General features: G+C 59.7%; 11 protein-coding genes. 6 read left to right on the top strand and 5 right to left on the bottom strand.

Annotated features, from left to right (window positions below; translation table 11 throughout):
* Positions 1 to 243: 243 nt before the first annotated feature.
* On the bottom strand, positions 244 to 2,517 hold the full coding sequence (gene purL, locus Q1K31_RS01815) for a phosphoribosylformylglycinamidine synthase subunit PurL (protein WP_300376096.1): 2,274 nt from the start codon (positions 2,515 to 2,517) through the stop codon (positions 244 to 246).
* 129 nt (positions 2,518 to 2,646) lie between these two features.
* On the opposite strand from purL, the gene Q1K31_RS01810 reads away from it, so the two are divergent.
* Positions 2,647 to 3,273 carry a hypothetical protein gene (locus Q1K31_RS01810; protein WP_300376094.1) on the top strand — a complete coding sequence of 209 codons (627 nt, stop codon included), beginning with the start codon at positions 2,647 to 2,649 and terminating at the stop codon, positions 3,271 to 3,273.
* Positions 3,274 to 3,443: 170 nt separating this feature from the next.
* Positions 3,444 to 4,574 (top strand): FAD-dependent oxidoreductase, encoded by a 1,131-nt coding sequence (locus Q1K31_RS01805; RefSeq protein ID WP_300376092.1) that lies wholly within the window; start codon positions 3,444 to 3,446, stop codon positions 4,572 to 4,574.
* Positions 4,575 to 4,586: 12 nt separating this feature from the next.
* Here the strand turns inward: Q1K31_RS01805 and Q1K31_RS01800 are convergent, their stop codons facing one another.
* Positions 4,587 to 5,840 (bottom strand): DUF3089 domain-containing protein, encoded by a 1,254-nt coding sequence (locus Q1K31_RS01800; RefSeq protein ID WP_300376090.1) that lies wholly within the window; start codon positions 5,838 to 5,840, stop codon positions 4,587 to 4,589.
* A 151-nt stretch (positions 5,841 to 5,991) separates the two neighbouring features.
* Between Q1K31_RS01800 and Q1K31_RS01795 the strand changes: the two genes are divergently transcribed.
* A complete protein-coding gene (locus Q1K31_RS01795) occupies positions 5,992 to 7,149 on the top strand; it encodes a hypothetical protein (RefSeq protein ID WP_300376088.1) in 1,158 nt (385 codons plus the stop codon).
* A 19-nt stretch (positions 7,150 to 7,168) separates the two neighbouring features.
* Here Q1K31_RS01795 and purQ read toward each other — a convergent pair whose 3' ends face one another.
* Positions 7,169 to 7,831 (bottom strand): phosphoribosylformylglycinamidine synthase subunit PurQ, encoded by a 663-nt coding sequence (purQ, locus tag Q1K31_RS01790; protein WP_300376086.1) that lies wholly within the window; start codon positions 7,829 to 7,831, stop codon positions 7,169 to 7,171.
* A 176-nt stretch (positions 7,832 to 8,007) separates the two neighbouring features.
* Between purQ and Q1K31_RS01785 the strand changes: the two genes are divergently transcribed.
* From Q1K31_RS01785 to Q1K31_RS01775, 3 genes are all read left to right on the top strand, one after another.
* A complete protein-coding gene (locus tag Q1K31_RS01785) occupies positions 8,008 to 8,148 on the top strand; it encodes an entericidin A/B family lipoprotein (protein WP_300376083.1) in 141 nt (46 codons plus the stop codon).
* 73 nt (positions 8,149 to 8,221) lie between these two features.
* Complete coding sequence (locus Q1K31_RS01780) at positions 8,222 to 9,163, top strand: rhodanese-related sulfurtransferase (protein ID WP_300376080.1); 942 nt, start codon at positions 8,222 to 8,224, stop codon at positions 9,161 to 9,163.
* The gene (locus tag Q1K31_RS01775) at positions 9,160 to 9,810 is read left to right on the top strand and encodes a glutathione S-transferase (RefSeq protein WP_300376077.1); all 651 of its coding nucleotides are present in this window, start codon (positions 9,160 to 9,162) and stop codon (positions 9,808 to 9,810) included. Before Q1K31_RS01780 ends, Q1K31_RS01775 begins: the two co-directional genes overlap by 4 nt.
* A 7-nt stretch (positions 9,811 to 9,817) precedes the next feature.
* Here the strand turns inward: Q1K31_RS01775 and alaS are convergent, their stop codons facing one another.
* Positions 9,818 to 12,469, bottom strand: coding sequence for an alanine--tRNA ligase (alaS, locus tag Q1K31_RS01770; protein WP_300376075.1), 2,652 nt, complete (start codon positions 12,467 to 12,469; stop codon positions 9,818 to 9,820).
* Positions 12,470 to 12,614: 145 nt separating this feature from the next.
* Entirely contained in the window at positions 12,615 to 13,712 is a 1,098-nt protein-coding gene (gene recA, locus Q1K31_RS01765) for a recombinase RecA (RefSeq protein ID WP_300376073.1), read from the bottom strand.
* Positions 13,713 to 13,742 lie beyond the last annotated feature (30 nt).

Genomic DNA, 13,742 nt, shown 5'->3' with positions numbered 1-13,742 from the left:
AAGGTCAATGCCCGCGAAGCGATTTTTGCCCTTCAGGCCTCGCAAGCGTGGGACAGCTTTTTATCCAACCGATTTCAGACGCAGGAAAATTGCGCATGAATTGTTTGCAGAACAAGAACACGGAGGCGTCATCCCGAAATTCGCGCCAGCGAATATCCGGGACCTAGTTTGCCCGAACAGACATCAAATTACTGGGTCCCGGGTCTCCCTGCGGTCGCCCGGGATGACGCGGAGAGACCAGGCTCAACCTTCATCCGACATATAACGCGGCAACCAGCCTTCATGGGCATCGCGAAGCACAGAAAGCTTCACTCTGTCCGTCTTTTCCGCACGCACTTCGCGCACCAAGCCAATCACGGGTTCAGCCTCGAAGCTGCCAAGCATCAGGCTGGGTATCTCACGCTCATATGCCTCGACCTGGTCGAGCACGGCATCTGCATCCTTCACGCTCAACAGGTAACCAGCCCCTCGCTCCCCGAAGAGCGCACTCACGCGGTCTGCTTCACCGAAGCGCTCACCCATATCGAGCGTGACACCTACCCCACTCGCCAGCGCCATTTCAGCCGCTGCACAGGCAATGCCCCCATCGCTGACATCGTGGACGGCATTGACCAGCCCCTGCTCGATCAGGCCCCGCACAAATGCGGCGTTAGTCTTCTCCACCTCCAGATCCACTGGCGGCGGCGGCCCAAGCGCCTCGCCTTTCAGGCCAAGCCATTCGCGGGCATAGAGCGAAGCGCCGAGATGGCCCTTGGTCTCACCGATGAGGATCAGCGCGTCCCCCGGCTGCGCGCCTTTCAGTGTCGCGACCTTCGAGACATCTTCGATCAGGCCCACACCGCCGACCACGGGCGTGGGCGGGATCGCCTTGCCATTGGTCTCATTGTAAAGACTGACATTGCCGGAGACGACCGGGAAGTCGAGCGCACGGCAGCCTTCCGCCATGCCTTCAATGGCTTTCACGATCGTGCCCATTGTGGCGGGCTTTTCCGGGTTGCCGAAATTGAGATTGTCGGTGATCGCAATCGGTGTCGCGCCCACGGCTGAGAGGTTGCGGTAGGCTTCCGCCACCACAGCCTTGCCGCCTTCATAAGGGTCGGCGGCGACATAGTGCGGATTGCAGTCGGAACAGATCGCCAGCGCCTTGTTCGTGCCGTGGATACGCACGATCGCCGCGTCGCCCATGCTCTGCGAGCTATCGATTGTATCGCCCATGACGTGGCGGTCATACTGTTCCCAGATCCAGCGCTTGGACGCCATATCCGGGCACGACATGAGCTTCAGCAATACCTCGCCATAATCCTCCGGCTCGGGATGCTTCGAGATATCAAAGGCCGGGCGCGGTTTTGGCTCGGTCCATGGCCGGTCATAGTTCGGCGCATCTTCGGCCAGCGGCGCGACCGGAATATCGCAGACCACCTCACCGAACTGCTTCAGCACCATGCGGCCGGTATCGGTCGTCATGCCGATCACCTCGGCATCTAGATCGTACTTCTCGAAGACCGCTTTGGCTTCGGCCTCCTTGCCGGGCTTGAGTACCATGAGCATCCGCTCCTGGCTCTCGCTCAGCATGATCTCGTAAGCGCTCATCCCCTCTTCGCGCTGGGGCACCTTGTCGAGGTCCATCTCGATGCCGATGCCACCCTTGTCGGCCATTTCCACGCTAGACGATGTGAGACCGGCTGCCCCCATGTCCTGAATGGCCTGGATCGCATCTGTCTCCATCAGTTCCAGACAGGCTTCGATCAGCAGCTTCTCGGTAAACGGATCGCCAACCTGCACGGTCGGGCGTTTTTCTTCCGCCTCTTCAGAGAACTCCGCAGATGCCATGGTCGCGCCGTGAATGCCGTCACGGCCCGTCTTGGAGCCGACATAGAAGATCTGGTTCCCGGGTGTTGCGCCGCGCGCATAGAAAATCCGGTCCTGATCGGCGAGACCGACGGCCATCGCATTGACGAGGATATTGCCGTTATAGCCCTCGTCGAACTGCGTTTCGCCGGCCACCGTCGGCACGCCGACACAATTGCCATAGCCCCCAATGCCAGAAACGACACCCGCCACCAGAGAGCGCGTCTTCGGATGATCGGGCGAGCCGAAGCGCAGGGCATTCACCAGCGCGATCGGGCGCGCGCCCATCGTGAAGACATCTCGCAGGATGCCACCAACCCCGGTCGCCGCGCCCTGATAGGGCTCGATGTAGGAGGGATGGTTATGGCTCTCCATCTTGAAGATGGCCGCCTGCCCGTCGCCAATATCGATGACACCCGCATTCTCGCCCGGCCCCTGGATGACCCGGTCATTCTTTGTCGGAAACTTCGACAGGTGCCGGCGCGAAGACTTGTAGGAGCAATGCTCCGACCACATCACCGAATAGATGCCAAGCTCGACAAGATTTGGCTTGCGGGTCAGGCGCGTGATGAGCCGGTCCCACTCCTCGGCATTGATGCCGTGGCCTGAAGCATCGGCTTCACTCTGTTCGGCCTTGAGGTGGGCCAGGATAGCGGAAGTGTCTGTCATGCCCGCTCCTTAACGCCAGATGCTGCGAGTCGCCAGATAGGTGGTGGAAATTCCTCACAAGGTTGCTTAAACGGGAAACGGATGATCATTTTCCGGGTTAATATCCCGAACCGATTGGAGGAATGCCCCATGCGCCATCTCTGCCTGAGCCTGGCCGCTCTCTCACTCGCCGCCTGCGGCGGCGGCGATGTCGACCCTGATGCCCGGATGCCGGAACCGCATCCCGAAGGTAGCGACGGGTCAACCGTCGAGCTGACTGAGTACGAAAATTCCATCGGCTCTACCGAAGCCTCCGGCGACGCCATGGAAGGAACATGGTCGTCTGCGGACATCGACGGGAATTCAGCCGTGGCCTTCGAAGACGCTGAAGAAAACCGGCAACTCGCCGTGATCTGCCGTGAGGGCGGTGAGGATCAGTCGAACTCGATCACGCTGCGCCGCTATGTCGATGAAGACGAAGTAGGCGAGAACACCGCCATTGCTGTCTTCACGTCTGCTGGCAACAAATCCTATCAGGCCACCGGCGCCCCGGCTGACGTCACAACCCCGATGGATGACTATTTCGCCACCATGATGGGCGCAGCCCGCGGCGAGATACGTGTCGTTGTCGGTGAAGACATCATCATCGTTCCTGCGTCCGAAGCCGTCAGCGAGCTCGTCTCAGACTGCCGCCCGGAAATGGAATACCAGGGCCCGGAATCTGAAGAAGAAGACGAAGAGGGTGATGAGGAAGAGTCTGAGGACGACGCCGAGTAAGCGCCCGCTTCACAAGCATTTATATAGGCCGGACCTGCTGAGCGAGTCCGGCCTTTTTCGTTATCTCTACCTGAAACAGGGCCATTCTGCGGCAAGACGGCTTTAAGCCTTGTCTTGGCGCGACCTCTTGCGCAGAGATATTGTGCAGGATGAAAAGGATCAGGCCAGTGATGAAGCGGCGCGAAATGCTGGCAGGGCTCGGTGGTATTACACTTGGCGCCTGCACCACGACAACACCCGCCTCCCCGGCCACCACCCCGAGCACTTACACGCCCGGACGTACTTACGCCCCCGTCGATTCGTCGCTGGACCGCGTGACACGCACGGTTGTCGGCCTGCGGCCCTACCGCCCCCAAGGCTATCGCCTTGAAGGCGAGCGTCTTGGGAGCAAGACCGTCATTCACAATTACGGACATGGCGGCTGTGGTGTAACAATGAGCTGGGGCACAAGCGAAGCTGCAGCCGGCATGGCAGGGGCAACTGGCAATGAACAAATTGCCGTAATTGGCGCTGGCGTCATGGGCCTGACCACCGCCCTCCTGCTTGCCCGGCACGGTCACGATGTCACCGTCTATGCGGCAGAGCTTCCTCCGAACACCACCTCGAATATCGCAGGCGTCCTGTGGTTTCCGACCGGCTATTTCGATGATGACGCCGTCAGCGAGGACTTTCTGCGCCGCAACCGCGTTTTGATCCGGGCGGCCCGGCAGGGCTTCCTGCCATATGTGAACCGGCCGGGTTATGGCGTCTACTGGTCCGATCACCATGCGCTCTCAGGCCGGGAACCCGGCAGCTATAATACACTCCCCGGCGGCGATGACATCTATCCCGAGCTTCAGCGTGTCCACGAGAACACCCTGTTCGGCTATAACTATATGGAGCGCTTCAAGGCGCTGATTATCGACCCGGATTATTATCTCGACCGCATCATGAAGGATGCCCAGCTTGCCGGGGCAAAGTTCATAGCAGCAAGACTCGACACACTCGATGACGTTCTTGCGCTGCCACAGACCACGATCGTGAACTGCACCGGGCTCGGCGCACGCGACCTGTTCGGGGATGAAAGCCTGACGCCAATCCGCGGTCAGCTGAGCCACCTGCTGCCACAGCCGGAGATCGACTATTCATACGTCGCACCGACCTCTGAAGGCGTACTCTATATGTTTCCACGCCGGACCGGGATCGTGCTGGGCGGCACACATGAAATGGGCGAGAGCCGGATGGAACCGGACCCTGCCCAGGTCGAACGAATGGTCAGAGGTCATGCCGACCTTGCCAGCCGCCTCTCCAGTCAGGCCTGACCAGCAGCCAGCCTAGTTTTCAGCTTCGTTGGCTGCCTGACGGGCTGACCAGGTTTCGCTCTGTGCCGCCACGATATCCAGCAGGTTGCCCATCGCGACATTCATGTCGATCAGGTGCAGGCCCCAGTCGCGCAGTGTGTTGCCCTGCGCGATCACATCTCCCGAGATATCATCGGCCCGCGGGTCTGACGGATCACCATCGACTGTAACTGACAGCCATGTATGGTTTTTGCCTTCGACACATTCTGCCGACAGCATGCCGGGCAAAGCTGCATAGGGTGTCTCGATACTGCTGCCATCGACAAAACTGGCATTCTCCAGACCGAAGAAGCCTGCCCTGGAAAGCCGTGCATCCAGTTCGCCATCACCCCCGGAAAGCTCTGCCGGGTTAACGCATATCGCCCTGCGGCCATCGGTATGGCTCACGCCAAAGCGGCTTTCGGGAGGTGGCGGAAAATCGGACCGAAAGCTGACATAGCTGATGAGACATCCGGTCTGATCTTTCGTGGTGCAGAGTTCAAACGGACCGACCGCGCCGGTGTCGTCATCCCCATACATCGTATAGCCGATGGGCATGGCAGAGACGATCAGCTGTTCTGCCTCACTGCCAGTGACGTCTTCACGCAGGAGGCGTTCGACCATCCGCGCGCCCTGTGAATGTCCGATCAGCACGACACCACGGCCATTATTCGACGTCTCCAGGTAGTGATGCCAGGCATCCTTCACATCGCCAAAGGCCAACTCGGTATCGGCAGTGAATTCTCCGCCCCGCATGACCGTCTGCAAGTGTGGCAGCGTCACCTGCCTGTAGACAGGAGCGAACAGTCGGCAACTTTCAGCGAAACTTCCAAACTGGCTGGCCGCGACACGCTTCTCCTCCGCTCCCGCATCGAGGTCACTGTTCGGCGTTACGTCCATTGAAATGGTCGGATAGACGTAAAAGCAGTCGACTTGCGGATTCTCCGCCGCCTGGAATGTCTTCACATCCAGTTCCCCATCCGCGTTCACGACAGTGTAATCACGCTCGCCGGAACAGGCATCATCAGCCTTGTTCGCATGGCACAGCCAGTTATCCATACTGGTATAATCTGCCTGTTGAGCGCTAGTGCTGCCATCTGCTTCAGCGACTGTCGCAGTCTCTTCCTTACCCGTGGCTTCTTCCGGCTTTGCCCCGGCACGCTCCTCATTGTCCGGACTGTCGCCCGACTGGCCGCACGCCATGACCAGCATGAGCGACGATAGCACTGCCCCATATGCTTTTTTCATTCTCTTCCTCCCTGAGCGCCAAGCATGCACACAATTCCCTACCCCGCCAATCGTCTTGCACGCGAGTTTATTCGAACAGATTAAATTTAGGCGCTGGATTTCTACTTTAGAGGCGGTAATCTGATACAGTCATGTCCGGAGGGACTGGGGAATGACTGCAATACGTCAGATTGTACCGGAAGATATTCCGGCAATTGCCCGGCTGGTCGAAGACGCCGGATTTCCTGTTCGCAGTGAGGCGGGCTGGCGATGGGTCCTGTTTGGCAACCCCCAGCAGAATGATGTTCCGCCGGGGCTGGTGGCCGAACGGGGCGGGCGCCTGGTCGCAATGATCGGTTTGCAGGCGCGTGACTTCGTGGCCGACGGCACACCCATCCAGGCGGTCTGCGGACACACCTTCATCTCTGGAAAGGAAGGCCGGGGCGCAGGCTTTGCGCTGGCACGAAGGGCACTCAAGCTACATGGCAGCACCGCAATCTATTCCCTGAACAACAATGCCATCGCCGGGACTTTTCACAAGAAGATTGGCCTTGAAGCCTGGCTCGGCGCACCGGGCCGGGTGCGGATGGAGTGGCCCGTCCAGCCACTTTCCATGGTGACCGGGCAAATCCTCACATGCCTCGCCAGACGTGAATCCATTTATGACTGGCTAAGTGAACGGGAACTCTTTGCCAGCGTGTCTGTCCTGCCAAACGACATACCCGGCGCTGCGGACGGGATCATACGGCTGCACCCTGAACAGGATGCGCATGCCCGCCTGATTGATGAGTTCGGCAAGGCCGTTTCCACGGCCAGCATGGCAGCACCAGCAAGAACAGCCGCCGTCTATGACTGGCAGATGAGTGATCCCGATGCCCCTGGGCGTTCAATCCTGCTGGGACTGATCGACAACTCCATGATTGACGGTCTCATCCAGTTGGTTGTCACCAAACCCAACAGCTTCGAGCCCCCCGAACTGGAAATCAGTGACATGGTCGTGCGCCCCGGCCTGGACCCCGTTGCAATTGTTCCACGCCTCGTGCGAACAGCCCGGAAACTGGCACACCGGGCCCGCCTTGCCCGTGTACGCCTGCCCTTCTCGGCCCGCTTTGAGGATATCTGCTTCAGGCAGACAGGTGTTCGTGTGAAGCGTCGCTACGCGTACGATCCTTCTCATGCGTCGTTCAGCGACAAGTCGGACCCGCTTGCAACCAGCTGGGTGCCGACAGGTATGGAGGGAGATATGTTCTTCGCCTTGCGCATCGCGCCTGAGCAGCCTGCCAGGTTCACCGGAAGGCGCCAGAAATACTTAAAAAATGCCAAGACCTGAAGCCCGGTCAGGCTAGCGGTCAGACAGCCTGCAGAAGGCTTTCAAACATGGCGCGACCGTCAGAACCGCCCTCATGCCCGCCAATGGCACGCTCCGGGTGCGGCATCAGGCCAAGGACACGGCCATTCTCAGACAGGATGCCGGCAATATCACGTGAAGAGCCGTTCGGGTTGCCCGCATAACGGAACGCCACACGGCCCTCACCTTCAAGACGGTCCAGCGTCTCCTCATCGGCAACATAATTCCCGTCATGATGGGCTACGGGGAAAGCCACCTCGTTCGTGCCCGCATAGGCGCTGGTGAAAGCGGAATTCGCATTCTCGACCTTCAGCGGCTGTGGCTTGCAGATAAAGTTCAGCTCTGCGTTGCGCAGGAGCGCACCCGGCAGGAGACGTGTTTCAGTGAGCACCTGAAAACCGTTACAGACACCAAGCACGTAGCCCCCGCGTTCGGCATGGCGCTTCAATGCCCCGATCACGGGAGAGTTGGCCGCCATCGCCCCACAGCGCAGATAGTCGCCATAGGAAAACCCGCCCGGCACGACCACAAGATCGGTCTCTTCGGGAATATCGCCATCCTTGTGCCAGACCATGGCCGGCTCCTGGCCGGTGACCTCCCTGAGAGCGGTCTGGGCATCGCGATCGCAGTTCGATCCGGGGAAAACAATAACGGCGCTTTTCATGACAGCTCCTTTAGCAGGGAGTCGGCCCATTTGGGAATGTCACAGTCGCAGATTTCACGCTGTCTGCTGCGGCTTTCATGCCAGTACGCATGGAACTCGCCGGGCGTTCGCGATTTATGTTGCCAAATATCAGCCCTCATATGATATTTGCGGGCCTGTTCAGGAGATATAAGCCAATGAAAAAACTTGCTTTGGTACTTTTTGCACTGTTTTCACTGCCCGCACTGACAGCCTGCAACACGGTTGAAGGATTTGGTGAGGACGTTTCCACGGCTGGCGACGCCCTTTCACGCGAAGCTGACGAAGCCCAGCGCTAGACCTTGCAAGACTGCCGGGCGACCTGCCGCGGCAACTGGAACCGGGCGGTCTGCTCTGGCATAAGCTTGCCTCATGACCGTCCGTGTTTCCGCCTTCTACAAATTCATGTCCGTCGAGGCTCCTGATACACTGCGTGATCAGGTTGAGACTGCGCTATCGAAGCTCGGCGCCAAAGGAACTGTCCTTGTTGCTAGCGAAGGCCTCAACGGCACCATCGCGGCAGAAGGTGATGCCCTTGATACCGCAATGACAGCCCTGAGATCGCTGCATGGGCTTGCCGACCTGGATGCAAAGGAAAGCCACGCTGAGCACATGCCGTTCTGGCGGCTGAAGGTTCGCGTGAAGCAGGAAATTGTCACTATGGGCGTGGCAGATACAGATCCGAACCACCTCGTCGGCACCTATGTCTCGCCTAAGGCCTGGAACGAGCTGATAAGCGATCCTGATACCATTCTCATCGACACACGAAACGATTATGAAGTCGGGATCGGGACCTTCGAAGGCGCGATTGACCCGGAAACAGCGAGCTTCCGGGAGTTTCCGAACTGGTTTCGCAAGTTCCGCCAGTCAGTTGAAACCCAGGGCAAGGCCCCAAAAGTCGCCATGTTCTGCACGGGCGGCATCCGCTGCGAGAAGGCGACCAGCTTCCTGAAAGCCGAAGGCATAGAAGAGGTCTTCCACCTCAAGGGTGGAATTCTCAAATACCTCGAAACCGTGCCCCAGCCGGAAAGCAAGTGGCAAGGCGAATGCTTCGTCTTCGATCAGCGCGTCTCCGTCGGCCACGGGCTCGAACTGGGCAGCTACACATTATGCCATGGTTGCAAGCGCCCGGTCGGTGAAGACGAACGGGCCGATCCACGCTACGAGGAAGGAGTTTCCTGCCCGGCCTGTTATGATCGGCTTAGCGATGAGCAGCGCGCCCGTTTTGCCGAGCGCCAGCGACAGGTCGAGCTTGCCCACAAGCGCGGGGAAGCCCACATCGGTCGCACACCTGTCCGCACAGGAGATACATGACCCGGCCCATCCTCTATTCCTTTCGCCGCTGCCCCTATGCCATGCGCGCGCGTCTGGCCCTTGCCGTATCCGGCCTAGAATGCCGCCTGCGGGAAGTCGTGCTACGCGACAAGCCCGCCGCGATGCTGGAAGTTTCGCCCAAGGGCACCGTCCCGGTTCTGGTCCTGGAAAATGGCGAAGTTATCGAAGAGAGCTTCGAGGTGATGCAGCATGCGCTCGGTCGTCACGACCCCGAAAACTGGCTCGACCCCGAAGACGGAACGCTGGATGACATGCTGGCCCTGATCGAGGTTTGCGACGGTCCGTTCAAGCACAATCTCGATCGTTACAAGTACACAACCCGGTATGAGGGCGAGGATTCAAACCAACACCGCGCTGAGGGCCTGCGGTTTCTGGAGCAGCTCAATGAGCGCCTTAAGACCCGTGAACAGCTGTTCGGTGCACGCGTGTCGCTGGCAGACATGGCAATCATGCCTTTCGTCCGCCAATTCGCGAACGCCGACCGTGAATGGTTCGATGCCCAGCCGCTTGAAGCCCTCCAGCGCTGGCTAAAGGGCCACCTGGAAAGCGCGCGCTTCAGGGCCGTCATGCCAAAATTCAAGCAATGGCAGCCCGGCGATAACGAGCCCGTCTTTCCCCAGGCCTGAGACAGCCTCAGCCTGCCAGTGCTTTCCTGACAGCCTCAAGCGCGGCTTCGGCCTTGTCACCGTCTGGTCCACCGGCCTGCGCCATGTCAGGGCGGCCACCGCCCCCCTTACCGCCAACTTCAGCAGACGCCACGCGCACCAGGTCGACGGCCGACACCTTGTCCGTCAGGTCGTCCGTCACACCGACAGCCACACCGGCCTTGCCATCATTCACGCCGACAAAGACGGCGATGCCGGAACCGAGTTTCGTCTTGGCCTCGTCGACAAGTCCGCGCAGATCCTTGCCGCCTACACCTTCGGCCACGCGGGCAATCAGCTTGTACCCGCCGACCTCTTCCGGGCCGGCTGGCGCAGCTGATCCGCCGCCGCCCATGGCCAGCTTGCGTTTGGCCTCGTTCAGTTCACGCTCAAGGGCGCGGCGTTCATCACTGAGCTGGGAAATCTTGCGGCCCACATCCTTGAGGGGCACCTTAAGCTGGTCAGCGAGATCCACGGCGACCTGGGCGCGCCCCTTCAGGAAGTCGAGCGCTTCTGCCCCTGTGGCAGCCTCAATCCGGCGAATGCCGGCCGACACACCACCTTCCGATGTGATCACGAAAGCCGCGATGTCTCCGGTGCGGGCGACATGGGTGCCCCCGCAGAGTTCGACCGAATATGGCAGGTCACTACTTTCGAGCGGCTTGCCCATAGAGAGGACACGGACCTCATCGCCATACTTCTCGCCGAACAGGGCAAGCGCACCCGCCTCGATCGCCTTGTCAGGGGCCATGACCTCGATCTGCGCCTCGTCATTCTGGCGGATCACCTGATTGACCTGGTCTTCGATGGCTTCAAGCTCAGCTGCTGTGACCGGACCGCCATGTGAAAAGTCGAACCGCAGGCGGTCCTCCTCGACGAGCGACCCCTTCTGCGTGACATGCGGGCCAAGTACGCTGCGCAAGGCGGCATGCAGCAGATGCGTTGCGGAGTGATTGGCACGGATACGCTGGCGGCGCTCATAGGCTGCCTCAAGCCGGGCAGGTTCGCCCACTGAAACTTCACCATCCGTCAGCTCGCCGATATGGACGTGAAGGTCACCGGCTCGCTTCAGAACATCGCGAACGATAAAGCGTGCGCCGTTCTCGAAGTGAATTTCGCCATGATCGCCGGCCTGACCACCGCTTTCGGCATAGAAAGGCGTCCGGTCGAAGACGAGGCTGCATTCGCCGCCGTCGCAGCGCTCCTGCATCGCACCATCTGCGACAATCGCTTTCAGTATGCCTTTATCCTCTGTCCCGTTATAGCCAAGAAATTCGGTTGCCCCGATCTTGTCGCGCACCCGGAACCAGACGGCTTCTGATGCGGAGTCACCAGAGCCCGACCAGGCATTGCGTGCGGCGGCTTTCTGTTGCGCCATTGCCTTGTCGAAACCGGCCTGGTCGACAGCCATGCCACGCCCCCGAAGGATGTCCTGCGTGAGATCGAGCGGGAAGCCATAAGTATCATAGAGCTTGAATGCCGTTTCGCCAAGCAGCTCACCGCCATCGCCCATGCCTTCAGTGGCATCATCGAGCAGCGCAAGCCCACGCCCGAGCGTGCGCTGGAAGCGGGCTTCCTCCTGCTCGAGGGCGGCTTCAATCGCGGGCCGGGCCCGGTTCAGCTCAGGAAAGGCTTCGCCCATTTCATTCGCCAGCGTTCCGACCAGCCTGTACATGGCCGGCTCGCGCGCGCCGAGCATGTGTCCATGCCGCATGGCACGGCGCATGATCCGGCGCAGCACGTAGCCGCGGCCCTCATTCGACGGCGTCACGCCGTCGGCGATCAGGAAAGCAGACGTGCGAAGATGATCGGCAATGACTCGGAATGAGGCAATCTGGTCGTCACTGGCCTTTGTTTTATATACATCTTCCTCTGCCGCGATCAGCTTCAGGAAGAGATCGGTTTCATAGTTGTTATGCTTGCCTTGCAGTACGGCTGCCATACGCTCGAGCCCCATGCCCGTGTCGATGGACGGCTTCGGCAGCTCGGTACGTGACCCGTCTGCATGCTGCTCATACTGCATGAAAACAAGGTTCCAGATCTCGATGAAACGGTCGCCGTCCTCATCCGGTGAACCGGGAGGGCCGCCGGGGACATCGGGGCCGTGATCGAAAAAGATTTCAGAGCATGGGCCGCACGGGCCTGTATCGCCCATGGACCAGAAATTGTCCGAGGTCGAAATCGGGATGATCTGGCTGTCGGAAAGGCCTGCCACCTTCTTCCACAGGCTCGCAGCTTCCTCGTCTTCGGAATAGACCGTAACAAGCAGGCGCTCCTTGGCCAGGCCGAAGTCCTTCGTCACCAGCTGCCAGGCAAAGTCGATGGCCTCATCCTTGAAATAATCGCCAAACGAGAAATTCCCCAGCATCTCGAAGAAAGTATGATGGCGTGCGGTATAGCCGACATTGTCGAGATCATTGTGCTTGCCACCAGCCCGCACGCATTTCTGCGAGCTCGTGGCGCGTGGCGCAAATGGGGTTTCCGCACCCGTAAAGATGTTCTTGAAAGGCACCATGCCGGCGTTGATGAAGAGCAGGCTCGGATCATTATCCGGCACAAGCGGCGCAGAGGCGCGGCGCGTATGGCCCTTTCCCTCGAAGAAGGACAGGAAGGTCTCGCGGAGATCGTTGACGCTTGTCATCTATGGTCCGTTACTATCGCTTGTCACACTGCTCACGGGTTCAGGCCGCAAACATTACTCCACCGCGATATAAAGGGTCACCTGCGGCCCGCCAAGCGCCGGGCGTGCCACAGGCTGGAAAGATTTACAGTTGGCCTGCCTGACTTTAGCCGGTTTCAGCTTCGCCTGTCTCTCCGGCATCGCTTTCATCGCTGCCCTTGTCGGAAAGCAGGACATCCGACAGCAGGCCGGAGCGGGTGCGGATCTCGGTCTCGATCTCGGCGGCAATATCGGGATTGTCCTTGAGAAACTGCCGCGTCTTTTCGCGGCCCTGACCGATCCGGTCATCCTTGTAGGAATACCAGGAGCCCGACTTGTCGACCACTTCGCACTTGACGCCGAGATCGATCAGCTCGCCGGTTTTCGAAATACCTTCTCCATAGATGATGTCGAACTCGACCTGCCGGAATGGCGGGGCAACCTTGTTCTTGACCACCTTCACCCGCGTCTGGTTGCCGATAACCTCATCACGATCCTTGATCTGGCCGATACGGCGGATGTCGAGGCGCACGGAAGAATAGAATTTCAGCGCGTTGCCGCCTGTCGTCGTCTCCGGGCTGCCGAACATGACGCCAATTTTCATCCGGATCTGGTTGATGAAAACCACCATGCACTTCGACTTGGAGATCGAGCCGGTCAGCTTGCGCAGCGCCTGGCTCATCAGCCGGGCCTGCAGGCCGGGCAAGGAGTCCCCCATCTCGCCCTCGATTTCCGCCCGTGGCGTCAGGGCCGCCACCGAATCGACCACGAGCATGTCGACTGCACCGGAGCGAACCAGCGTATCGGCGATTTCAAGGGCCTGCTCCCCCGTATCGGGCTGTGAAACAAGGAGATCATCCAGGTCCACCCCAAGCTTTGCAGCATAGGTCGGGTCAAGCGCATGCTCTGCGTCCACAAAGGCACAAACACCACCATTCTTCTGCGCCTCGGCGATTGCGTGCAGGGATAGTGTCGTCTTGCCGGAACTCTCCGGCCCGAAGATTTCAATAACCCGCCCTTTCGGCAGGCCGCCAATGCCAAGGGCGATGTCCAGACCGAGCGAACCGGTTGAGACCGCTTCGACGTTTGCAGCCTGCTTGTCGCCCAGCCGCATGACCGAGCCCTTGCCAAAGGAGCGTTCAATGTTGGAGAGCGCTGTTTCGAGTGCTTTCTGCTTATCCACGCCGGATTCCTTGTCCACGAGTTGCAATGCGGGTTTGGCCATGAGTCGTCTCCTTAGGTCCATATCTGACCC

Origin of the sequence: Henriciella sp. (assembly GCF_029936995.1) — a bacterium.
GTDB lineage: Bacteria > Pseudomonadota > Alphaproteobacteria > Caulobacterales > Hyphomonadaceae > Henriciella.
This window is presented reverse-complemented; position numbering and strand designations above follow the sequence as displayed.